Source organism: Rhizobium mongolense USDA 1844 (assembly GCF_000419765.1).
Lineage (GTDB): Bacteria > Pseudomonadota > Alphaproteobacteria > Rhizobiales > Rhizobiaceae > Rhizobium > Rhizobium mongolense.
On sequence record NZ_ATTQ01000004.1, the window covers coordinates 382,454 to 404,160 of the forward strand.

25 protein-coding genes and 2 pseudogenes are annotated in these 21,707 nt (G+C 61.6%); 11 read left to right on the top strand and 16 right to left on the bottom strand.

Features of this window, described 5'->3' with window-relative positions:
- Positions 1-13: 13 nt before the first annotated feature.
- The gene (gene ilvN, locus A3C3_RS0109800) at positions 14-586 is read left to right on the top strand and encodes an acetolactate synthase small subunit (protein WP_028739530.1); all 573 of its coding nucleotides are present in this window, start codon (positions 14-16) and stop codon (positions 584-586) included.
- A gap of 35 nt (positions 587-621) precedes the next feature.
- On the opposite strand, the gene A3C3_RS0109805 is transcribed toward ilvN, so the two are convergent.
- Positions 622-1,470 carry an aldo/keto reductase gene (locus tag A3C3_RS0109805; RefSeq protein ID WP_028739531.1) on the bottom strand — a complete coding sequence of 283 codons (849 nt, stop codon included), beginning with the start codon at positions 1,468-1,470 and terminating at the stop codon, positions 622-624.
- Between the two features lie 158 nt (positions 1,471-1,628).
- On the opposite strand from A3C3_RS0109805, the gene A3C3_RS0109810 reads away from it, so the two are divergent.
- Positions 1,629-2,222, top strand: coding sequence for a LysE family translocator (locus A3C3_RS0109810; RefSeq protein ID WP_022714431.1), 594 nt, complete (start codon positions 1,629-1,631; stop codon positions 2,220-2,222).
- A gap of 33 nt (positions 2,223-2,255) precedes the next feature.
- Here A3C3_RS0109810 and A3C3_RS38060 read toward each other — a convergent pair whose 3' ends face one another.
- From A3C3_RS38060 to A3C3_RS45135, 3 genes and pseudogenes are all read right to left on the bottom strand, one after another.
- Positions 2,256-2,513 (bottom strand): hypothetical protein, encoded by a 258-nt coding sequence (locus A3C3_RS38060; protein ID WP_022714432.1) that lies wholly within the window; start codon positions 2,511-2,513, stop codon positions 2,256-2,258.
- A gap of 109 nt (positions 2,514-2,622) precedes the next feature.
- Positions 2,623-2,923, bottom strand: a pseudogene (locus A3C3_RS43470) (DUF2269 family protein); the annotation flags it as partial.
- A pseudogene (locus A3C3_RS45135) lies at positions 2,908-4,130 on the bottom strand (SDR family oxidoreductase). The pseudogenes A3C3_RS45135 and A3C3_RS43470, both read right to left, overlap by 16 nt.
- A gap of 97 nt (positions 4,131-4,227) precedes the next feature.
- On the opposite strand from A3C3_RS45135, the gene nthA reads away from it, so the two are divergent.
- Genes nthA through A3C3_RS0109840 form a run of 3 tightly spaced genes read left to right on the top strand, consistent with a single transcriptional unit; the run spans position 4,228 to position 5,874 of the window.
- Positions 4,228-4,860, top strand: coding sequence for a nitrile hydratase subunit alpha (gene nthA / locus A3C3_RS0109830; protein ID WP_028739532.1), 633 nt, complete (start codon positions 4,228-4,230; stop codon positions 4,858-4,860).
- Complete coding sequence (gene nthB, locus A3C3_RS0109835) at positions 4,857-5,516, top strand: nitrile hydratase subunit beta (protein WP_028739533.1); 660 nt, start codon at positions 4,857-4,859, stop codon at positions 5,514-5,516. The genes nthA and nthB overlap by 4 nt, the downstream gene beginning before the upstream one ends.
- 1 nt (position 5,517) lies before the next feature.
- A complete protein-coding gene (locus A3C3_RS0109840; protein WP_022714435.1) occupies positions 5,518-5,874 on the top strand; it encodes a nitrile hydratase accessory protein in 357 nt (118 codons plus the stop codon).
- Between the two features lie 3 nt (positions 5,875-5,877).
- Here A3C3_RS0109840 and A3C3_RS0109845 read toward each other — a convergent pair whose 3' ends face one another.
- The 4 genes from A3C3_RS0109845 to A3C3_RS45140 are packed head-to-tail and all read right to left on the bottom strand — an operon-like array spanning position 5,878 to position 7,805.
- Positions 5,878-6,660 carry an anti-sigma factor family protein gene (locus tag A3C3_RS0109845; protein ID WP_022714436.1) on the bottom strand — a complete coding sequence of 261 codons (783 nt, stop codon included), beginning with the start codon at positions 6,658-6,660 and terminating at the stop codon, positions 5,878-5,880.
- Positions 6,657-7,172, bottom strand: a complete 516-nt coding sequence (locus tag A3C3_RS0109850; RefSeq protein WP_022714437.1) for an RNA polymerase sigma factor — start codon at positions 7,170-7,172, stop codon at positions 6,657-6,659. Before A3C3_RS0109850 ends, A3C3_RS0109845 begins: the two co-directional genes overlap by 4 nt.
- 10 nt (positions 7,173-7,182) lie before the next feature.
- Positions 7,183-7,563: a COG4315 family predicted lipoprotein gene (locus A3C3_RS0109855; protein WP_022714438.1), complete on the bottom strand. Its 381-nt coding sequence runs from the start codon at positions 7,561-7,563 to the stop codon at positions 7,183-7,185.
- Complete coding sequence (locus A3C3_RS45140; RefSeq protein WP_156890780.1) at positions 7,560-7,805, bottom strand: hypothetical protein; 246 nt, start codon at positions 7,803-7,805, stop codon at positions 7,560-7,562. The genes A3C3_RS0109855 and A3C3_RS45140 overlap by 4 nt, the downstream gene beginning before the upstream one ends.
- Before the next feature lie 17 nt (positions 7,806-7,822).
- Here A3C3_RS45140 and A3C3_RS0109860 point away from each other — a divergent pair, with 17 nt between their 5' ends.
- Positions 7,823-9,421 (top strand): ABC-F family ATP-binding cassette domain-containing protein, encoded by a 1,599-nt coding sequence (locus tag A3C3_RS0109860; protein WP_028739535.1) that lies wholly within the window; start codon positions 7,823-7,825, stop codon positions 9,419-9,421.
- On the opposite strand, the gene A3C3_RS0109865 is transcribed toward A3C3_RS0109860, so the two are convergent.
- Positions 9,399-9,965 (bottom strand): DUF922 domain-containing Zn-dependent protease, encoded by a 567-nt coding sequence (locus tag A3C3_RS0109865; RefSeq protein ID WP_022714440.1) that lies wholly within the window; start codon positions 9,963-9,965, stop codon positions 9,399-9,401. The genes A3C3_RS0109860 and A3C3_RS0109865 overlap by 23 nt on opposite strands.
- A gap of 173 nt (positions 9,966-10,138) precedes the next feature.
- On the opposite strand from A3C3_RS0109865, the gene A3C3_RS0109870 reads away from it, so the two are divergent.
- Positions 10,139-11,266, top strand: a complete 1,128-nt coding sequence (locus A3C3_RS0109870; protein WP_022714441.1) for an ATP-dependent DNA helicase — start codon at positions 10,139-10,141, stop codon at positions 11,264-11,266.
- Between the two features lie 34 nt (positions 11,267-11,300).
- Here the strand turns inward: A3C3_RS0109870 and A3C3_RS0109875 are convergent, their stop codons facing one another.
- The gene (locus tag A3C3_RS0109875) at positions 11,301-11,987 is read right to left on the bottom strand and encodes a MerR family transcriptional regulator (protein ID WP_022714442.1); all 687 of its coding nucleotides are present in this window, start codon (positions 11,985-11,987) and stop codon (positions 11,301-11,303) included.
- Positions 11,988-12,417: 430 nt separating this feature from the next.
- Here A3C3_RS0109875 and A3C3_RS0109880 point away from each other — a divergent pair, with 430 nt between their 5' ends.
- A complete protein-coding gene (locus A3C3_RS0109880) occupies positions 12,418-13,170 on the top strand; it encodes a pyridoxine 5'-phosphate synthase (RefSeq protein ID WP_028739537.1) in 753 nt (250 codons plus the stop codon).
- A gap of 344 nt (positions 13,171-13,514) precedes the next feature.
- Here A3C3_RS0109880 and A3C3_RS0109885 read toward each other — a convergent pair whose 3' ends face one another.
- A complete protein-coding gene (locus A3C3_RS0109885; protein WP_022714444.1) occupies positions 13,515-14,402 on the bottom strand; it encodes an NmrA family NAD(P)-binding protein in 888 nt (295 codons plus the stop codon).
- A 115-nt stretch (positions 14,403-14,517) separates the two neighbouring features.
- Here A3C3_RS0109885 and A3C3_RS0109890 point away from each other — a divergent pair, with 115 nt between their 5' ends.
- A complete protein-coding gene (locus A3C3_RS0109890; protein ID WP_022714445.1) occupies positions 14,518-14,934 on the top strand; it encodes a winged helix-turn-helix transcriptional regulator in 417 nt (138 codons plus the stop codon).
- Positions 14,935-14,942: 8 nt separating this feature from the next.
- Here A3C3_RS0109890 and A3C3_RS0109895 read toward each other — a convergent pair whose 3' ends face one another.
- From A3C3_RS0109895 to A3C3_RS0109910, 4 genes are all read right to left on the bottom strand, one after another.
- Positions 14,943-16,154: an MFS transporter gene (locus A3C3_RS0109895; protein WP_028739538.1), complete on the bottom strand. Its 1,212-nt coding sequence runs from the start codon at positions 16,152-16,154 to the stop codon at positions 14,943-14,945.
- Between the two features lie 81 nt (positions 16,155-16,235).
- Positions 16,236-16,853 (bottom strand): TetR/AcrR family transcriptional regulator, encoded by a 618-nt coding sequence (locus A3C3_RS0109900; RefSeq protein ID WP_022714447.1) that lies wholly within the window; start codon positions 16,851-16,853, stop codon positions 16,236-16,238.
- A gap of 61 nt (positions 16,854-16,914) precedes the next feature.
- A complete protein-coding gene (locus A3C3_RS0109905) occupies positions 16,915-17,832 on the bottom strand; it encodes a bifunctional helix-turn-helix transcriptional regulator/GNAT family N-acetyltransferase (RefSeq protein ID WP_022714448.1) in 918 nt (305 codons plus the stop codon).
- Positions 17,833-17,897: 65 nt separating this feature from the next.
- The gene (locus A3C3_RS0109910; RefSeq protein WP_022714449.1) at positions 17,898-18,617 is read right to left on the bottom strand and encodes an aspartate/glutamate racemase family protein; all 720 of its coding nucleotides are present in this window, start codon (positions 18,615-18,617) and stop codon (positions 17,898-17,900) included.
- 157 nt (positions 18,618-18,774) lie between these two features.
- On the opposite strand from A3C3_RS0109910, the gene A3C3_RS0109915 reads away from it, so the two are divergent.
- Together A3C3_RS0109915 and A3C3_RS0109920 are read left to right on the top strand one after the other, a co-directional pair.
- Positions 18,775-19,239 (top strand): Lrp/AsnC family transcriptional regulator, encoded by a 465-nt coding sequence (locus A3C3_RS0109915; RefSeq protein ID WP_028739539.1) that lies wholly within the window; start codon positions 18,775-18,777, stop codon positions 19,237-19,239.
- A 90-nt stretch (positions 19,240-19,329) separates the two neighbouring features.
- On the top strand, positions 19,330-20,595 hold the full coding sequence (locus A3C3_RS0109920) for an NAD(P)/FAD-dependent oxidoreductase (protein WP_022714451.1): 1,266 nt from the start codon (positions 19,330-19,332) through the stop codon (positions 20,593-20,595).
- A gap of 35 nt (positions 20,596-20,630) precedes the next feature.
- On the opposite strand, the gene A3C3_RS0109925 is transcribed toward A3C3_RS0109920, so the two are convergent.
- A complete protein-coding gene (locus A3C3_RS0109925) occupies positions 20,631-21,677 on the bottom strand; it encodes an NAD(P)-dependent alcohol dehydrogenase (RefSeq protein WP_022714452.1) in 1,047 nt (348 codons plus the stop codon).
- Between the last annotated feature and the right edge of the window lie 30 nt (positions 21,678-21,707).

Sequence of the window (21,707 nt, forward strand, 5' to 3'; positions counted from 1 at the left end):
GGAAGCCAAGACAATGAACGCACATCTACAGCCGACAGGCTCCGCCTACTTCATCTCGCCGGAAACCGCAGCCGCCGAGAACCATACGCTCTCGATTCTCGTCGATAACGAGCCGGGCGTCCTTGCCCGCGTCATCGGCCTGTTCTCCGGCCGGGGCTACAACATCGAAAGCCTCACTGTCTCCGAAACCGAGCATCAGGCGCATCTGTCGCGCATTACCATCGTGACACGCGGCACGCCGCATGTGCTGGAGCAGATCAAGGCCCAGCTCGAGCGCATCGTGCCGGTGCACCGCGTCGTGGACTTGACGGTGCGTGCTCGCGAACTCGGGCAGGAGCGCCCGATCGAACGGGAAGTGGCGCTCGTCAAGGTGATCGGGACCGGCGAAACCCGGGCCGAGACGCTGCGCCTTGCCGATGCCTTCCACGCCAAGGTGGTCGACGCGACTGTCGAGCATTTCATTCTGGAGATCACCGGCAAGTCCTCGAACATCGATCAGTTCGTGGCGATCATGAAGCCGCTGGGCTTGATCGAAGTCTGCCGCACCGGCATTGCCGCCATGAACCGCGGTCCGCAGGGAATGTGAACCGGCGTCTGGCCAGCGCGCGGCAGCCTGAAGTCTCAGAGCATTTCGAGCGCCGATTTGCGGGTCGGCGGCGGGAAGGCGGCGTCGAGCGCCGCCCAGTCCTCGTCGCTGATATCGAGCGAGACGCAATCGCGGTTTTCAGCGGCGCGGTCGGCATTCGACGTCTTCGGAATGGCGATCACGCCGTCGCGTTCGAGAAGGAAGGCGAGGGCGATCTGAGCCGGGGTTGCCTGATTGGCCTTGGCGATGCGGATGAGCTCGGGATTGTGCAGGATGCGGCCCTGTTCGATCGGCGAATAGGCCATGACCGGGACACCGTGCTCCTGGCACCAGGGCAGAAGATCATATTCGATGCCGCGGCGCGCGAGATTGTAGAGAACCTGGTTGGCAGCGACGTGCCGGCCGCCCGGAACGGCAAGCAGTTCCTCGATGTCGCCGATATCGAAGTTCGAAACGCCCCAGGCGCGGATCTTCCCGGCGTCCTTCAGGTCCTCGAAGGCTTCGACGGTATCGGCCAGCGGATGCTCGCCCCGCCAATGCAGCAGGTAGAGGTCGATCTGGTCGATGCCGAGACGTGAAAGGCTCCGCTCGCAGGCTTCGATCGTGCCCCTGCGGCTGGCATTCCACGGATAGACCTTGGTGACGATGAACAGGCCGTCGCGCCGGCCCTTGATGGCGCGGCCGACGATGCGCTCGGAATCGCCTTCGCCGTACATTTCGGCCGTATCGATCAGCGTCATCCCAAGATCTATGCCGGCTTTGAGACTTGCGATTTCGCGCTCGGCTTCCGACGCCCGTTCTCCCATGTTCCAGGTGCCCTGGCCGAGAGCGGGGACTTCGATGCCGTTCGGGAAAGTGATCGCCGGGATAGGGTCGTCTAGCATGGCCGAATCTTTCATTTTTCTTTCAAAGATTGCGCAGACGCGTCATCTTTCAAGCAATCCTGTCACCATGACAATGATTATCTGGCTTAGGAAATGCAGGCGGGTTAGCGGACTTCAATCGACAGAGATCGTCGCGGGTTGGCGATACGGGAGGTTCCATGCCGCGGGATACGTTTCTGGCTCTCGTTCTCTTTGCCTTCACGACATCGATCACGCCGGGGCCGAACAACATGATGCTCTTTGCATCCGGGGTGAATTTCGGCTTTCGCCGGACGATCCCGCATATGTTGGGCATCGGCGCCGGCTTTTTCTCGCTGCTTCTCGGCGTCGGCCTTGGGCTCGGCGCGTTGCTGCATACGGTGCCGGCGCTTTACACGACGCTGAAATTTGCGGGCGGCATCTATCTCGTCTGGGTCGCGTGGAAGATCGCGACGTCGCGGGCGCTGAGCGAAGGCAATGACAGCGTCAAGCCGATGTCATTTCTTGCTGCTGCCGCCTTCCAGTGGGTCAATCCCAAGGCTTGGGTCATGGCGGTAACGGCCATGGCGACCTACACCAACCCCGACCTCTATCTCGCCAGCGTGCTGATCGTCGGCCTTGCCTTTGCCGCGGTCAACATTCCAAGCGTTTCGACCTGGGCCGGCTTCGGTTCCGCATTGAGCGAATGGCTGTCCGACCCGGTGCGGCTCAAATGGTTCAACGTCACCATGGCGGTGCTCTTGGTGCTGAGCCTCTGGCCGATGTTGAAATAGAGAAACGTGGACGGCGACCTCCAGCAGAAGCGCTTAGAGGCCGAACCCGCCGATGCCGCCAGACTGAACGATGATCGTCGGGTCGGTAAAGTTGCGGAAGCCCAAGAGCGGAATGTCGCAACGGCGGTCAAACTTGCCGACCGGAGCGGTGCGCTGACAGTTCTCCGCGGATTTATAGGGATGCCCGGGGATCTGATACTCGCCCTTTTTCAGATCGAGATAGTCGTCCGCGCTTGCCCAGGAAGCGAATACAGCGCCGAGCGCTGCTACGGGAAGAGTGATCCTGTTCATCGCAATGCCTTTCCCCTACTTGCGAGATGGCGGAGAATATCACGCAAACCGGATTGGACCTCGGGTGCAATGGGATTAGCCCTTGGGACGCTGCCTAACTTGACCGATGCTAAAATAGGGTAATCGAAGGCTTGCTGACCATCAGCCAGAGGGTGCCGATCACTGCCAAGAAGGCCGGAAACCCGCAGACGAACCAGATGTGGTAGAGCCGGAAATACTCCGCCGGCAGCTGTTCGCCAGCAGTGGCGGCTGCGCGTGCAAGATCGCGGAGCCTGACCTGTATCCAGACGACCGGCAGCCAGAAAAGGCCGGTAACGACGTAGAGGATGAGCGAGAGGGCGATCCAGCCTTCGCAGAGCGGCCAGCCGATGATGGTTGGCAAGCAGATAACCTGTCACCGGCTGGAGAACAGGACCTTGACGAGAGGTCCCAGCGGATCGCGCCAGAGTGAGGGCTCGAGCAGGGTTGCGCCTGCGAGATAGGCAAGGGAGACGGCGAACATGGCGAGAAGGACTTTGCGGGCGATGGGCCGGAAAAGAAGTGCTGCACCAAGCGCGTGTCGACGGCGCACGTGAAAAGCGTGAGCGCCATTGCAGCGGCGGGCGGCATGAAGGGTAGAAGATGCTGACTTGCCGCTTGTGGCAACAGAAGCGGAATGATGCCGGACAGCAGCCAGAACAGAGCGAGGCCGGCGACCATCAGCGGCTTCAGCAGATAGAGGCGCGCGAACCACAGATCCTGAATGCCCGACGGATTGGCTGCCAGCGTGGCCGCGACTGAGCCGCTGCGGATGGCTGGAACCGTTCCATTGCATGTGACGCCCTTGGACATGATGGCCATGGCGGTCGAACGCAAGGGCGAACGCCAGCCGAGGCGCCCCGCAATATCGGCGAGCCAAGTCACGGGTTTTGCCAGAGCTGCTGGGATGGGGATGACGGGCGCGTGCGGAAGGCCTAGCCATTGGCGGTGCAGTTTCACGATTTCGCAGAGCATGAGCGTCTCGCTGGATGCGAGTGCAATATCTTTTCCGGTGGGAATTTCGTCGCAGACTGCTGCGCTGACGGCTGCAGCGACATCTTTGATATCGCGTCTCAACCGGGCTTTGAGAATGGATAAGCGGCAACCCAAAAGGCATTGATGCGAGCGCCCGCAAGAGCGCTGATCGGCCATGGGAATTGCGGCCGACAACGAGTGCCGGACGCAAAATGACGTTAGGTAAACCACTTGACGCAAGGCATCATCGGCGCGGCGTTTTGTGGCGAGGAACGGCAGATCGGCAACTGGAGCATCCGTGTTTGCTGATATCTGGACGATCAGGGGGACGTCCGACGTCTTGGCCGCGGTATAGAGCGCCAGCATCGCATCTGCCTGCGATGCGGCAAGGTCGTCGGAAAACCCGTCCTGCAAGGCGCCTGCGCAAACGACCATATGCTGGTCTGTCAGTGTCTCTTGCCAATCGGCAAGCTGTGGTCATGTGGGCGAGATCGGCACGCAGCCAGCGGACATCGGGCCATTTTCCCGGCGGCCTGGGCCGCTCACAGCATGGCCATCGGCCACCAGACGGGCGGCGACGGCGGAGCCGATGAAACCTGTTGCGCCGAGAATCAGAACGTTCATGCGCCGAGATTATCGAAAAACCGCAAGGCGCATAGATTAGCTTGGCGGGCTGCATTCAAGCGCCTAAAGATAATATCCTATGCGCGGAGGCCTCGTCTTGCACGATCATCCTGATCATAATCACCATCATCATCACGACAACCGCTATTCGGACATGCAGGCGCGGGTGAAGGCGCTGGAGACGGTGTTGACGGAGAAGGGGTTGATCGATCCGGCGGCGATCGATGCGATCGTCGAGACCTATGAGACGAAGATCGGCCCGCGCAACGGCGCCCATGTCGTGGCAAAGGCCTGGAGCGATCCGGCATTCGCCGAATGGCTGAAAAGCGATGCGACGGCGGCAATTGCGAGCCTTGGCTATACCGGACGGCAAGGTGAGCACATGCGCGCCGTCTTCAATACGCCCAAGGCCCATAACCTCATCGTCTGCACGCTTTGCTCCTGCTATCCCTGGTCGGTGCTCGGCCTGCCACCGGTCTGGTACAAGGCGCCGGCCTATCGCTCGCGGGCGGTGATCGATCCGCGCGGCGTGCTTGCCGAATTCGGCCTGACGCTGCCCGCGGAAAAGAAAATCCGCGTCTGGGACTCGACGGCCGAGCTGCGCTATCTCGTCATTCCCGAGCGCCCCGAGGGAACGGAAGGTTTGAGTGAGCAGCAACTTGCCGGTCTCGTCAGCCGCGATGCGATGATCGGGACGGCAATTGCGTCTGCTCCGGGAGCAGCCGCATGAACGGGCCGCACGATCTGGGTGGACAGATGGGGTTCGGGCCGGTCGCGGCTGAAAAAGGCGAGCCGTATTTCCATGCAGAGTGGGAGAAGCGTGCGCTTGGACTGACGCTATCGTGCGGGGCCTTCGGTGCCTGGACGATCGACGAGAGCCGGCATGCGCGCGAGAATATTCCGCCAGCTGATTATCTCTCCGCAAGCTATTACGAAATATGGTTGCGAGCGCTGGAAGTGCTGCTCGATCGGCACGGATTCGCAACCGCTGCGGAGATCGATATCGGCCACAAGCAAACGGCCGGAGCAGTGCCAGAACGGGTTCTGAAGGCGGATATGGTTGCGAACGTTCTGGCGCGCGGCGGCGCTTGCGACCGTCCGGTGGAAACGGCTGCGCGCTTTGCCGTCGGCGAGAAGGTCCGGACAAAGAATTTCAATCCGGAAACGCATACCAGGCTGCCGCGCTACGCACGTGCCAAGAACGGCGTGGTTGAGGCGGTGCAGGGGTCCTTCGTGTTCCCAGACGACAATGCGCATGGCAAGGGCGAGAACCCACAATGGGTCTATACCGTCGTTTTCGATGGCAGGGAAATCTGGGGCGAGGGCGCCGATCCATCGCTGACGGTTTCGATCGATGCCTGGGAGAGCTACCTTGAGCCTTTATGAAATGGCGTCGCCGCTGACGCGATCGCCCCAACTGCCGAAATCCGCCGATGGCGAGCCGGTCTTTCCCGAGCCCTGGGCGGCTGCAGCTTTTGCTATGACAGTGCATCTCCATGAACGCGGTCTCTTCACATGGAGCGAGTGGGCGGAGACGCTTTCGGCCGAACTGCACAAGCCGGGCCGGGCGGTCGATGGCAGCGACTACTTCGACTGCTGGGTCGCGGCGCTATCCTTGCTCCTTGTCAACAAAGGCATCGCCGATGCCGGCGCCATCCTTTCGCTGCAGGAGAGCTGGCAGCGTGCAGCGGAAGCCACGCCGCACGGAAAGTCGATCGAGCTTTCCAACGATCCGCTGCGCTGATCGTCACGACGGGAACTGCTTGTAGCACTCCTCGGCCACCTGCCGCAGCATATCGCGCGAAATCTCGCCGGTAACGGCATAGCCGAGCTCGCCGTCGATCCAGTAGAATGTCTCGACATCGCCGGCGGAGGCGAAACGGAAGCTCGTCGTCCGGTTCGCCTGGTTGCGGCCGATGAGCGCGGTCAGGCGTTCGCCAGCCTGATTCTCGTACATGAACATCGCGCCCGGCTTTCCATCCACCGGCAGCAGCCGTCCGCCGACGAGCCGGAAGCCAAGGGACTGTAGATCCGGCACCTTCAGGTTCGGAATAGAAAGCCGCTTGCCGAGCCAGGTCGCCAGATGCGTTTCCTCGTTGGCGAAGACTTCGACAGGATGGCGGACCTCGCCGACATAGACCAGGAAGGCGTTCTGCGCCTCTGCCGGCAGTGTCTCGGAAGCGGCAAGCTGCAGTTCGGGTTGCTGGACGAGCGGAGGGCCGTAATGACCGGCAAGGGCGCCAAGCGCGAAGAGAGCGACGGCGGCTGCGGCAATGGCCGAACGTCTCGGCCAAACGGAAGCGCCATTTTCCGGCTCGACCAGCAGGATGTCGCTTTCCTTGGATTTTTCGTAAGGCGCGAACATTGAACGGATCGCAGCATTCTGCGCCTGCCACGCCGTCACCTTGGCAGCGTCCTCGGGATTGTCCTGCAGCCAAGCCTCGACACGGGCGCGGGCGTTTTCGGGCAGTTGCCCGTCGGCATAGGCGTGGAGGTCCGCTTCGGGCAGGGTCGAGTTGGTCTCGTTCATTTCGGTCTCCGAAGCGTAATCACATTGTCGGCCTTCATTCGGTCTCCAAGCCGCTGGCGCGCGCGCGACAGGCGCGACATGACGGTGCCGACCGGTATGTCGAGCGCGGCGGCCACCTCGTCGTAGGTATAGCCTTCGATGACAACCAGCATCAGCACGGCGCGGCTTTCCTCCGACAGGCTGTTCAGCGCGTCTTCCAGATGCAAACGCTCTAAGGGATCGGCGGTCGTCTCGGACGAGGGCAGGTCTTCGGCGCTGTCAAGCTCGACCATCATGTTGGGCGGGCTCTGGCGGCGGGTGTTGCGGTAGAGATTGGTCATGATAGTCAGCGCCCAGCCGCGCAGGTTCAGGCCACGCCACTGCGAACGGCGGGCAAGTACTTTCTCGACACAGTCCTGCAGCAGATCCTCGCCGTCGGCGTCGGAGCGGGTGAGGCTTCGCGAATAGCGCCGGAGCGAGGGAAGGAGGGCCAGGATCTGGCCCTCGAATGTTTCGGGTGCGGGTGTCTTCACGCCGGTCCACTCAGGGTTTGGCAAGGTCCCAGTTGCCCCCCACGCCATCGCCGGTGATATCGCCCTTCTTGGTATCCTTCACCCAGAAATAGAGCGGCATGCCGTCCTTGGCCCATTGCTTTGTGCCGTCCTTGCGGTCGATGATCGAATATGCACCATCGGCCTTCGCATCGCCAGCGGCCATCAGCGGCGGCCAGTTCTTGGCGCATTGGTCATAGCAATTGGAAACGCCCTTCGTGTCCTTCTTGAAGGTATAGAGCGTCATGCCGTTTTCGCCGGCGAGCACCTTGCCCTTGGCGGATTCGACGGTCATGACCGGCGCTGCCGCGAATGCAACCGTTGCCGCAGCAGATGCGACGGCGAAAGCGATCACGAATTTTACGGATTTCATGTGGGTCTCTCCTCACGTTCGGCAGCTTTTTTGCTTACCGGAGATGAGACACCGGGAGCAGTGATTTTATTCCATGCGGCGTGAAAGATTTTTTGAATGAATGCCGCGTTTGGTGCCGTGCCGGGAATGACCTGCTTGAACCAGAAACACTCGTCACTTAAATTACCGGCCATCGTTCGTTTCAACAGGATGTGTGCAGCAATGGATTTCAACCCGATCGCAACGCCAATTCGCCTTGCCACCGGGGAACTCCATGTCCATGCCTGCATTCATCACACTCTCCAATCTGTCGTGGTCCACGCCTGACGGCCGGCCGCTTTTCTCAAGTCTCGATCTAAGCTTCGGCGCGGACCGAACGGGTCTTGTTGGCCGCAACGGCGTTGGCAAGACCACGCTTCTCAAGCTGATCTCCGGCGAACTCCAGCCTCAGTCCGGGGCGATTGCATTAGGCGGCCGCTTGGGCGTGCTGCGCCAAAGCGTCCAGGTGGAAGCCGAAGAAACGGTTGGTGATCTCTTCGGCGTGAGCGAGGCGCTCGCCGTCCTTCTGCGTGCCGAGGCGGGCGAGGCGACGGCTGAAGAGCTTGCATCGGCCGACTGGATGCTGGAAGCCCGGATTGCTGCGGCTCTCGATCGCGCGGGGATCGACGCTGAGCCCGAGACGCGTCTTGTGGCACTGTCGGGCGGACAGCGCGCGCGGGCAGGGTTTGCCGCGCTGATCTTCGCCGAGCCCGATTTTCTCATCCTGGACGAGCCGACCAACAATCTCGACCGCGATGGCCGCCAGGCCGTCATCGACCTCATTGCAAACTGGCGGGCGGGGGCAATCGTGGTCAGCCATGACCGGGAATTGCTCGAAACCATGGACGCCATCGTCGAACTGACTTCGCTCGGGGCCACGCCTTACGGCGGCAACTGGAGCCACTATCAGAAGCGCAAGGCTTTAGAATTGGCTGCCGCGCGGCATGATCTCGCCGATGCCGAGAAGCGTGTGGCCGAGGTTGCCCGAAGCGCCCAAGCAACGGCCGAACGGCAAGCTCGCAGGGATCGTATCGGCCGGAAGAAAGCTGCCAGAGGCGACATGCCGCGTATCGTCGCCGGCGGCTTGAAGGAGCGCAGCGAAGCAACGGGCGGCGATAACGCCCGGCTTGCCGACCGCCGGTGTACCCAGGCGCTCGAAGACGCAGGCGCTGCGCGCGAGAAGATCGAAATCCTGCAGCCCTTTTCGGTGACGCTTCCGCCGGCCGGACTGCCTGCCAACAAGGTCGTCCTGAAGATGGATTCGGTGACGGCGGGCTATCGGCCTGCCAAGCCGGTCGTCAGCGATCTTTCCTTCGCCATCGTTGGACCGGAGCGCATCGCCGTCACCGGCCGGAACGGTTCGGGTAAGACGACATTGCTGGCGCTTGTCACCGCGCAGTTGAAGCCCTGGACCGGGACGGTCTCAATCATGACCAAGTTCGCAATGCTCGATCAGCAGGTGAGTCTTCTCGATCCGTCGATTTCGATCCGCGACAACTTCCTGCGGATAAATCCGCGGGCGGTTGAAAATGCCTGTCGGGCGGCGCTCGCCCGGTTCATGTTCAGGGCTGACGCGGCGCTCCTGACCGTATCGACGCTCAGCGGCGGCCAGCTTTTGCGGGCCGGTCTGGCGTGCGTTCTGGGCGGACCGGAACCGCCTTCGCTCCTGATCCTGGACGAGCCGACCAATCATCTCGACATCGATTCGATCGCAGCGGTCGAGAGCGGATTGCGTGCCTATGACGGCGCGCTGCTGGTCGTCAGTCACGACGAAGTCTTCCTGGAAGGCATTGGGATTACGCGCAGGCTGGAGTTGCCTACGGGCCGTTTACCAGCTTGAGGATCAGCTGCTGGATGTTGCCGCCTTGGCCCATTTCGACCTTGTCGAAGTCGCGGCCCTGCTGGCGCTGGTAGCCGGAGAGTTCGCCGAGGCGTTTTGTCAGCACGACGCGGATCTTGCTGCAATCCGGATCGTCAGCAGCGGTGAGGCCGAGGCTGTAGGCTTCAATCGCCGTGACCATATGCTTTATGGTTTCGCCGTGCCAGCGCTCGTGGGCCTCGACGCCAGCAATGAAGCTGTCCCAGCTTGCCTTGGTTGCAGGTGGCAGCTGTGTCGTAGCCTTAGGCAGAGTGTAAGTGATGATCAGTTTCGGCCGCGCCACCGTCAGCCTGCAGGACCTGTCCGCCTGCGGCTCGTATTTCCTGGTCCAGGTGAGCTTGAAGGTCGTGTGCGCGATGACGCGCCCGATGCCAGCCTTCGGGCCGTGTTCGCCGATCGATGCGTAGAGCTCGGCGCCGGATTTGCCAGTGATTGTATAGGGCTTGACCTGTTCGACGGCCTGCCATTCCGCGTGGGCGGCAGCAGGTATCGGCAAGGCCACCATCGTCAGGCAGAATTGAATGCTTCTTCTCACGTGAATCCCTCAGGCAACGGGGCGACACTAAAGGGCGCAAAACCTGGGTTCAAGCGGCTGAAAGCAGGCGACCGCGCGGCGGCGACCTGCGGGCGCACTTTTCCACCTTGCTTCGCGGGCGCGAATCCTGCCAAGTCGCTCCCATGCAATTTGCTCCGCAACAGGACGAAGCCCTGAAGGCCGTTTCGAAATGGCTGAAGGAGGGCCGATCGCCGCTCTTCCGTCTGTTCGGCTATGCCGGAACCGGCAAGACGACGCTTGCCAAGCATTTTGCGGAGAACGTCGATGGCGACGTGCTGTTTGCCGCCTTCACCGGCAAGGCGGCGCAGGTGTTGCGCTCGCGCGGTGCCAGCAATGCCAAGACCATCCATTCGCTGATCTATCGCCCGCGTGGGGAAGAGGCTGTCGAGGACGAGGAAACCGGCAAGACCTCGATGACGCCGATGTTCACCATCAACCGCCAGAGCCCGGTCGCCAAGGCGGCGCTGATCATCGTCGACGAATGCTCGATGGTCGACGAGGCGCTTGGAAAGGACCTGATGAGCTTCGGCACGCCGATCCTGGTGCTCGGCGATCCCGGCCAGCTGCCGCCGGTTTCGGGCGGCGGCTTCTTTACCAATCAGGAGCCGGATTACCTGCTGACGGACATTCACCGCCAGGCGCGCGACAATCCGATCATCAAGCTTGCGATGCAGGTGCGCGAAGGCAACGAGATCATCTATGGCGAGTACGGCACCGCCCAGGTGATCTCCAAGAACGAAGTCAACCAGGCCTTGGTGCTCGATGCCGATCAGGTGCTTGTCGGCACCAACCGCACGCGGCGGCGCTATAACCAGCGCCTGCGCGAGTTGAAGGGCTTCACGGCGGATTATCCGCAGACGGGCGACAAGCTCGTCTGCCTGCGCAACGACCCCGCCAAGGGGCTGCTCAACGGCTCGCTCTGGCAGGTGATGACGTCATCGAAGGAGACGACGAAGCCGGGCATCAACCTGCTCGTGCGGCCGGAAGACGACGACATGGATCGCGGCGCGGCCAAGATCAAGCTGCTGAAGCAGGTTTTCGAGGATGTCGAAGGCGAAATCCCGTGGAATACGCGCAAGCGCTACGACGAATTCGATTACGGCTATGCGCTGACCGTGCACAAGGCGCAGGGCTCGCAGTGGAACAATGTCGTGCTTTTCGATGAAAGCTGGGCCTTCCGCGATACGCGCGAACGCTGGCTTTACACGGCGATCACCCGCGCGGCGGAGACGCTGACGATCGTGCGGTGAAGCTGCGGAAACGGTGGCGGCCGTTGCCGGAACGTCATACCTTGACGATGCCGAGAAGCACTGCCTTGGTGATCGCCTGGAAGCGGTTGTTTGCCCGGAACTTCAGGATGATGTCAGCTTCGAGCGCCTGTGCTTCGTCATGCTTCAGGTCAAGCGCGCGGGCGATGCGCTGCGTCGAGAAGCCTTCGGCCATCAACGAGAGGCAGCGCAGTTCCTCATCCGAAAGCGCGGATTGATCCTCGTTGTCGTTCAGGGGCGGTATCTCGCTGCTGGCGTCGGGGTCGAGTAGATCGCTGACCTGCTGCAGCTGACGGTGTAGCGTCGACATTTCCGCCGTCAGCTCGCGCTTGCGCACGGCGAGCGCCTCCTGGAAGGTTGCCTCTGCTTCCTCCTGCGAGGTGGCACGGCGCAATTCGTCCATCAGTTCCTGAATGACCGCGATCGGCATCCCGGTCTCGCGGCAGACGTTGATGACGGCCATGCGCATCACGTCGTCCTCGCCGTAAACGCGCATCAGGCCGATACGGTTGGCTGACAGCAGTCCTTTCTCTTCGTAGAAATGCAGCGTCCTGTGCGTGACCCCGAATGCGTTCGCCATCTCGGCGATAGGCACCGGTCCCTCAGGCAAATCCGGCGGCAGTGCGGCAGATGGCAGGAACCGGTATCTGGACCGGCGCTCCGAAGCTTTACCGGCGGCGGCACGTTTGGTACCGTCTGGCATGAACCCTCCTGGGGCAAAGTTGCACCTCATGCGGTTTTGCCAGTTGCTTCGAAGGCGCTGCGGAGTGGTGTTTCCTCGAGGCGTGCTTGTCGTCGGGAAGAAGCAGTACGCGGCGTACTTACTCGATACTTATTCTCACGTTATGCGTGAACGGACATTTTTGTAAGTGCTAAAAATAATCGCTTTTAAATAGGATAGCAACGCAGCGTCCGAAAACTAGATATCCAACGTAAAGGTTGGCCGAATAGAGTGCCCGCGGCGGCTGAATTTCTTGCGGCGGAACGGGAAATACTCCTGCGGTACGCCCTTTCCGACCATGCGGGCGTCCATCACAGATTTGCATGCAGCCATATGCGAATCTCGTTGGCCTCGCCTGGCCCATTGGCATAAAAAAGCAGCTCACGCTTATCGCACTGAATGGATCATCGACATGCCGACGACGCTTTCCGTCAATCTCAACGCCATCGCCATGCTACGCAACAGGCGCGATCTGCCCTGGCCGAACGTCGAGGCGCTGGGGCGCATCGCCTTGCAGTCAGGGGCGAGCGGGCTGACCGTCCATCCGCGGCCGGACCAGCGGCACATCCGCTTCTCCGACCTGCCGGTGATCCGCAATCTGATCGACGACGAGTTTCCGAAGGCCGAATTCAATATCGAGGGCTATCCGACGGAGGAATTCCTCGATCTCTGTAGAGGTGCCGCACCCGAGCAGGTGACCCTCGTGCCTGATGATCCATCGCAGGCGACCTCCGACCACGGCTGGGATTTCCGCAAGCACCAGGCTTTCCTCACGGATGTCGTCGCAAAACTGAAGAAGATGGGAACCCGGGTTTCGCTGTTTGCCGACGGCGACGGCGATGCCGAGGCGGTGAAGATCGCCAAGGCGACGGGGGCGGACCGGATCGAGCTTTATACCGGTCCTTATGGCGGCTGCTACGATGCGCCGGAGCGGGAAGGCCCCATTCTCGAAGCGCTCGGCAAGACGGCGGACGCAGCACTCGCAATCGACCTCGGCGTCAATGCCGGCCACGACCTGACGGTCGCCAACCTGCCGCCGCTTGTGAAGCGCATCCCGAAGCTTGCGGAAGTTTCGATCGGTCACGGCCTGACGGCGGATGCACTGGAATACGGCATGGCGGAAACCGTGCGGCGGTTCTGTCGGGCGTGCGGGCAGAAGATTTGAGGGGCAGTGCTTCTTCTTTCGCAGGACGAGGGGCGCGCAATGAGGCTCCAGAGGGTCTCGACGTCTCATCACCCTCATCTCTGTCCTCGGCTTAAACCCGAGGATTGTCACAGAAATCCAGCCACGGGCGCGTCTTCGCCGTGAATGACTCATTTACCTTAGAGGAGCTCCTGCGCCCAACGACTTGGGCTTGCTGGATTCCTGTGACAGCACATGAATGAGAAAAGGCAGGGAAGGGCAAGGCAGCGTCGCCCTGTTTGCCGCTCCCTTGCCTGCGATTGAAGTGCGAGGAGATGCCCGCCTCCCTCCCCATCAACTGACTTGACGAAGGCAGAAATCAAAGCTTACGTCAGCAGAGCCGCCTTGTTTGCAACGAAGAAGTCCTCGAGCTTCTGCGTCTGCTTGCCGGTCAGCGCCCGGAAGTCCTCTGTGAGGAGGTCGAAGTTGCCGGCGCGGATGTTGGCGTCGGCTGAGACCAGCATGTCGGCGACGAAATCGGGAAGGCCTGCGCCGCGCATGCCCTGGCCGAGCTGCTCATCGCTGACCTTGACCGCCTGCAAGGGCTTTCCGACAGCCGCGGCGATGCCGGCGGCGATCTCGTCGGCGGTCAGCGATTGGCTGCCCGTCAGCGTGTAGGTCGCGCTCTCGCCAGTTCCGGAGGCGAGGGCGGCGGCGATTGCCAATGCGCAGTCTTCGCGGGAGATATTGGAAACCTTGCCGTCGCCGCTCGCCGTGTACCAGCTGCCGGACTGCAGGTTATGCGGCATGCCGTGTAGATAGTTGTCGAAATACCAGGCGTTGCGGATGATCGTGTGGGGAATGCCGGCAGCCTTGATGGCGTTCTCGGTGCCGAGGTGGTCCGGCGCGAAAGTCACGAGCGACTTGTCCGGCGAGGGCATCGAGGTATAGGCGATGTGCTTCACGCCGGCTTTCGCCGCAGCCTCCACCGCGGCCCTGTGCTGCGTCAGACGCTGGCCGGGGACGGCGAGCGCGTCGGTGCTGATGATCAGCAGGCGATCGACGTCCTTGAAAGCGGCGTCGAGGCTTGCCGTATCGTCGAAGTCGGCCTTGCGGGTGGCCACGCCCTTGGCGGCGAGCGACGCGAGTTTTGCCGGGTCGCGGGTGGCGGCGATGATGCTTCGGGCCGGAACCTTGTAGGTTTCGAGCAGGTGATGAATGACGCGCCGGCCAAGCTGGCCGGCCGCGCCGGTGACGAGAATCGTTTCGCTCATAGGTCTTCCTCTATGGTGGTCTCAAAAAGAGAGCAGCTCTAAAATAGGAATTGACTTCGAGCTGTAAAGAAGGCAGTTTTTCCGCTCTACGTTACCAAAAGGGAACCATCCCGTTATGAGCGCTATCGTCAATCTGAAGAGCAAGCCGGCCCCCGGCATCCGCCGGGAGATCGATCTCGGAAGTCTCGATTTCGGCAATTGTCCTGTCCGGGACATGATGCAGCAGATCGGCGGCAAGTGGTCGACGCTGCTTTTGGAAGCGCTTGCCGCGCGGCCCTACCGCTTCGGCGAGCTGCGGCGGAAGATACCGGATATCTCGCAGAGGATGCTGACGCAGACGCTGCGCGACCTGCAGCGCGAAGGCTACATCGAGCGGGAGGTGTTTCCGACGAAGCCGCCGAGCGTCGAATACCGGGTCACCGAACTCGGACGCTCGCTTTACGCCACGCTGGCGCTGCTGTTGAACTGGGCGGAAGCAAATCATGACGCCGTTCGCGACGCCCGCGCCCGCTTCGATACCGCTGAAGGTTGAGGCGCGGCTTACTTGCCGCGCCCCTCGGTGAGGAAGAGCAGGAAGGCGAAAGCCGGAAAGCAGAAGCCGATCCAGGCTGTCACCGTCCATCCACCGGCCGCATAAGCCCAGCCGCCGAGCGCCGAGCCGAGAGCGCCGCCGGCGAAGAAGGTCGCCATGTAGAGACCGTTCAGACGGCTGCGATGGTCGGCGCTGATCGCATAGATCGCGCGCTGGCCGCAGACCAGGTTGGTCGTCACGCCGAAATCCAGAAGGATCGCTGCTGCCGTGAGCAGGATGAGCGCGGTCAGTGAGCCGTCGGCGGCGAAATGGCCGATGACGAAGGCCACCATGCCGAGCAGCATGGCAAAGGCCGAAGCGACCTGCGTCAGCCCACGATCGGCCAGGCGTCCGGCAATCGGTGAGGCGACGGCACCGGCAGCGCCGGCGAGCGCGAAGAGCGCGATACCGTTCTGGCTCAGGCCGAAAGAAGCCGGGCTTGCAAGCAAAAGCGGCGTCGTCGTCCAGAACAGGCTGAAGGCACCGAACATGCCGGCCTGATAGAGCGCGCGCCGCTGCAGGATGCGGGAGGTCATCGCAAGGTGCAGCATCGAGGCAAGCAGTGCGCCGTAGCCGAGCTTCGTGTGCGGGACGCGAACCGGCAGACTTGCGCGCAGGATGAGGACCAGCCCGACCGTGACGACCGCGGTGATGTAATAGACCATGTGCCACGACGAGGCTTCGGCGATGAAGCTCGCAAAGGGGCGGGCCAGCATGATGCCGCAGAGAAGGCCGCTCATGACGTTGCCGACGACACGGCCGCGCATCGCATCCGGCGCCATATGGGCGGCGAAAGGCACCAGAACCTGCACGGCGACCGAAGAGAGGCCGATACAGAGCGAGGCCAGCAGGAACAGGGCGGGCGTTGAGGAGAGCGCTGCGCCGATGAGCGCGACTGCCGATACCAGGATCAGCATCAGCACGAGGCGGCGGTTTTCGAGCAGGTCGCCGAGCGGCACGATGAGGAGCAGGCCAAGACCGTAGCCGATCTGGGTCAGCGTCACGATCAAGCCCGTGGCTGCCGGCGTGAAGCCGAGATCGGCACTGATCGGGCCGGCCAGCGGCTGGCCGTAATAGAGATTGGCGGCGACGAGGCCGCAGGCGGCCGCGAAAAGGAATGTCATCAAAGGCGAGATCGCCCGGGGGATAGCGGTCTCGTTCGTTGCAGTTGAAATGCTCATGAAAAACTCCGATATGCTGATCTGGGGAGGATCGGTCTTGAAGTCGTTCTGCGCCACCCGCTTGTTGCGGGCGAAGCGCTGTCAGTCGAGAAGTTTTATGGCGGCGTCCGCCACGGCGGTCATGTCGTCCTCGCGGCGGCCGGTCTTGCCGGCGACGCGCATGCCCTTCGTCAGGCAGAGCAGGGCGCGGGCGGCCGTGACCGCTTCCAGCGTTTTCGGGATCGAGCCGTCGGACTGGCCGAGCCGGATGAGGTCCAGCAGCAAGTCCTCGTTGGCGGCAAAAGCAGCGGCGACGCGCTCTGCAGCTTCCTCGTCGAAGATCGCAAGCTCGTTGGCGCTTCCGACGACGAGGCAGCCCCGACGGCCGATGTCGCCGTGCGATGACGCAGCGTAAAAGCGCAGGATTTCACGGATTTTGTCGCGGCCGGTCTCTACCCTGTCCAGGCGCTCATCAAGCAGGCCGCGGCGCACGGCGCGGTACCGGTCAAAGGCGGCAAGAAAGATGCCGCGCTTGTCCTTGAAGGCCTTGTAGACGCTGCCGGAGGTAAGCTCCATCGCGTCCGTCAATTCGCTGATCGAGGCTGCGTGGTAGCCGCGCTCGGAAAAGACGCAGAGCGCCTTGTCGAGCGCGGCGTCCATGTCGAATTCGCGTGGCCTGCCGCGGGATCGGCTTTTGTCATCGAGGGTTGCCGTCGTCATGGCTCACCTAATTAGGAAATGATCGTTTCCAAATCAAGCGAAACTTTTGCGACACGACAAATCAGAGGTCGAGAACCCAGGTCTGGCCGTTTTCCTCCGGCCCGAACATGCGGTGTCTCTCTTCGGAGACAAGACGGAAACCGGCTTTGACATAGATGCTGCGTGCGGCGTGCAGAACTTCGTTGGTCCAGAGCGATATCTGGTGGTAATCTTTCGTCCGCGCGAAGCGAATGCACTCGTCGACCAGCGTCTTGCCGAGACCAAGACCGCGCGCGGCCTCGTCGACATAGAGGAGGCGAAGCTTGGCAACGCCGTCGCCTCCGTTCGTCACAAGGATAGACCCCACGTTGATGCCATTGCGCTCGGCGATCCAGCAATATTCCATCGCCGGATCGAAGCCCGCCAGGAACTTGCCGGCGACCTCGGCCACCAGGCCCTCGAAGCGCATGTCCCAGCCATATTCCTCGGCATAGGCCTTGCCCTGGCTCTGCACGATCCAGCCGATATCGCCGGGTCTATGTGCGCGGATGACCGGGGGGGACGGTTTGACGCCCGGGTCGAGCAGCGAGCGGATGGTCTGCATCGCCTTGACGACGCTTTGCGGCTCGCCAAGGGCAAGCGCATCGAAACGTTCGGCGATCTGCACATTCGAGCGGCGGCCGAGTTCCTGCAATTGCTCTCCTCCCTTGCCGGTGATCGTGATGATCTGGCTGCGCAGGTCGGCGGGATCGGCCTTCGTCTCGATGAGACCGTCGCTGCGGAAGCGCTTCAGAATGCGGCTGAGATAGGCGGGATCGAGATGCAGGTCGCGGACGAGCGCGACGGCGCTGATCCCGTCGTGCGAGCCGATCTCGAACAGCACCCGTGCGTCCGTCAGCGTGAAAGGCGAGTCGAGATAGGCCTTGTTCAGCACGCCGAGGAAGTTCGTGTAAAAGCGATTGAAGTCGCGGGCGGCATCGATAAGGGAGGAATCGGGCATGGACAAAATCTCCTGATAGGAGACTTTGTCCTGCAATTAATTGACTTAATCAAGTAAACTGCATGTTATGCTGCTTCTGTTTCCTCGCTCCGTTCCTTGCCGATTGAAAAATCAACAGCCGCCTTTGCATGGATCGCCGTGGTGTCGAAGCCGGGCAGAGGCAGCTTGCCGGGGTCCAGGATGAGGCAGATCTCGGTGCAGCCGAGAATGATGCTGTCGGCGCCTTTGGCGCGTTCGCGTTCGATGATTTCCATCAGCTTCGTCCGCGAACTGTCGAGCACCTTTCCGGCGCAAAGCTCGTTGAAGATGATGTCGTGAACGATGGTGCGGTCGGCTGCGTCCGGGACCGTCACGTTGACGCCCAGGCCTTTCATGCGGTCTGTGTAAAAGCCATGCTCCATCGTGTAGCGCGTTGCGAGTAGCAGCGGACGCTTGCGGCCGGCTGCCCTGAGCGACTTCGCCGTCTCGTCGATGATATGGATCAGCGGAACCGAGAGGCGCGACGCCACCTGCTCGGCGATCAGGTGCATGGTATTGGTGCAGATGAGAACGCAGCGGACGCCGGCGGCCTCCAGGCGAAGAGCTGCATCGCCGAGGCGTGCTGCAGCGCCGTCCCAGTCGCCGGCCTTCTGCATGGCGACGATCTCTTCGAAATTGACGGAGTGCATGACGAGTTCGGCCGATGCGAGACCGCCAAGGCGTTCGCGCACCATCTCGTTCACCAGACGATAATAGACCGCCGAGCTTTCAAAGCTCATGCCGCCGATCAGGCCGATTGTCTGCATTTCCACGCTCCTGCTTTCTGATTTCCGACGCGCAAAGGATGCCTCAATCACTGCGCCGAATGTTTGCATTCTTTGACGTTGATTGCAGTAACGGGCTGTCAGTTTGCGCAGAATTTCGGTAATGTGCAAAAAATCGGCGTCAATTAAAGAAATGGCAATGCTTGATGATCGCGATAGAAAGATTCTCGACCTGCTCCAGGCCGATGCCGGCATTTCCGTCAGCGATCTCGCCGAGCGCGTCGCGCTTTCGGTTTCGGCCTGTTCACGCCGCATCCAGCGCCTTGAGGAAAGCGGCCACATCGCGCGACGCATCGTCGTGCTGGACCGCGAAAAGATGGGCGTGCCGACCACGGTCTTTGCGTTGATCAAGACGGCGCATCATTCCGACGAATGGATCGAGACGTTCCGCAGGGCGATCAGCGGCATTCCGGAGATCGTCGAGGCCCATCGGCTGACTGGCAATCAGGATTACATCCTGAAGATCGTGCTGCCGCGCGTCGAACATTACGACGTCATCTACAAGCAGATCGTCCGCAAGATCGAGCTGTTCGACGTCTCGGCTTCGATTTCCATGGAGATATTGAAAAGCGGCAGCGCGATCCCGGTCGGCTATGCCGATTAAGATCGCACAGCAGCTATGCCGAACCGGCCGTTGAAACCGGCCTGTAAAGGGCTGACATTTGCATCAGCACAACAGCGAAAAGGCTATGTCATGAGCGATCATCGGGTCGTCGTTGTCGGCGGCGGTTTCGGCGGGCTACAATTCGTCAACGGCCTCAAGGGTGCGGGGGCAAGGATCACACTGGTCGATCGTCGCAACCACCATCTCTTCCAGCCGCTGCTCTATCAGGTCGCGACGACGATCCTATCGACATCGGAAATCGCCTGGCCGATCCGTCATCTCTACAGCGACAGGCCGGACGTTACGACGCTGCTCGGCGAAGTCACCGGCGTCGACACCGCGGCAAAGCAGGTGACGCTACGCAGCGGATTGACGTTAGGTTATGATACGCTCGTTCTGGCCACCGGCGCAACGCATGCCTATTTCGGGCGCGACGAGTGGGCGGCCGTCGCACCAGGGCTGAAAACGCTGGAGGACGCGACGACGATCCGCCGGCGCGTGCTGCTCGCCTTCGAGCGTGCGGAGACAGAAGCCGATCCGGTCACGCGTGATGCGCTTCTCACCTTCGCAATCGTCGGCGCAGGACCGACCGGAGTCGAACTTGCGGGCATCATCGCCGAGCTGGCGCGCAAGACGCTGCCGCGGGAATTCCGCAACATCGATACGCGCAAGGCGAAGGTCGTGCTGATCGAGGCGGGGCCGCGGGTGCTTTCAAGCTTCGCCGAGGAGCTTTCGGCCTATGCGCAGCAGGCGCTCGAAAAGCTCGGCGTCGAGGTTCATCTCGGCGAATTCGTAACGGACTGCACGGCCGCCGGCGTGAAAGTCGGCGAGAAGTTCATTCCCAGCAAGACGGTCGTCTGGGCAGCTGGCGTGCAGGCCTCGCCTGCGGCAAAATGGCTAGATATTCCAGCCGATCGGGCAGGGCGGGCAATTGTCGAAAGAGACCTGAGCGCACCCGGATTGCCGGATGTCTTCGTCATCGGCGATACGGCTTCCGTCGTTCAGGACAACGGCAAGCCGGTGCCAGGGATCGCGCCTGCCGCCAAGCAGCAGGGCGCTTACGTCGCAAAGGTCATCCGCGCGCGCCTGCAGGCAAAGCCGGCGCCAGGACCTTTCCGGTACTGGCATCAGGGAAGCCTTGCGACGATCGGTAAAAGCGCTGCCATCATCGATTTCGGCAAGATCAAGCTGAAGGGGTGGATCGCCTGGTGGATATGGGGCATTGCCCATATCTACTTCCTGATCGGGACGCGCTCGCGCTTTGCCGTTGCCTGGAGCTGGCTGTGGATCTATCTCAGCGGTCAGCACAGCGCGCGGCTGATCACCCAGAAGGAAACCATGCGGGAAGAGAATTAAGGCAAAGGCGGCTCGGGTGAGCCGCCTTTGCGTTGTCAGGCCGCTAGCGAGGCGATGTCGATGACGAAGCGGTAGCGCACGTCGCTCTTGATGACGCGCTCGTAGGCTTCGTTGATGTCCTGGATGGCGATCTTCTCGATTTCGGAGACGATGTTGTGCGCGCCGCAGAAATCGAGCATTTCCTGCGTTTCCTTGATCGAGCCGATCATTGAACCCGAAAGGCTCTTGCGGCCGGCGATGACGGAGAAGGCGTGGACAGGAACGGCATGTTCCGGAACGCCGACAAGCACCATGGAACCGTCGAACTTCAGGAGGTTGAGGTAGGCGTTCCAGTCGATCGCCGTGCCGACCGTGTTGATGATCAGGTCGAAGGTGCCGGCGAGCTTCTTGAAGGTCTCCGGATCGTTGGTAGCGTAATAGTCCTTGGCGCCGAGCTTCAGGCCGTCTTCCTTCTTCGACAGCGTCTGGCTGAGCACGGTGATGTCCGCGCCCATGGCGGCGCCGAGCTTGACGCCCATATGGCCGAGACCGCCCATGCCGACGATTGCGACCTTCTTGCCGGGGCCGGCCTTCCAGTGACGAAGCGGCGAATAGAGCGTGATGCCGGCGCAAAGCAGCGGCGCGCCGGCATCGAGCGGGATGTTGTCCGGGAAGGAGAGGACATAGCCTTCCTTGACGACGATCGAGTCGGAATAGCCACCATGGGTCGGCGTTTCGCCGTCTGCTTCGACGTCGTTGTAGGTCTGGGTGAGACCCGGCAAGTAATGCTCGTAATCGAGATCGCGTGTGGCACAGCCGATACAGGAATTGACGAAGCAGCCGACGCCGACGCGGTCTCCGACCTTGAACTTCGTGACCTTCGAGCCGACAGCGGAAACCACACCGGCGACTTCGTGGCCCGGCACCATCGGGTAACGCGAATTGCCCCATTCGTTGCGGGCCTGGTGGATATCGGAATGGCAGACGCCGCAATACTGGACGGAAATGACGACATCATCGTCATTCGGTTCACGGCGTTCGAAGGTGAAGGGCGCCAGCGGTTTTGACGCGTCAGTGGCGGCATAGCCTTTTGCAATAGCCATCTGAATCTTCCTTTGATTTGAGGAATTGGA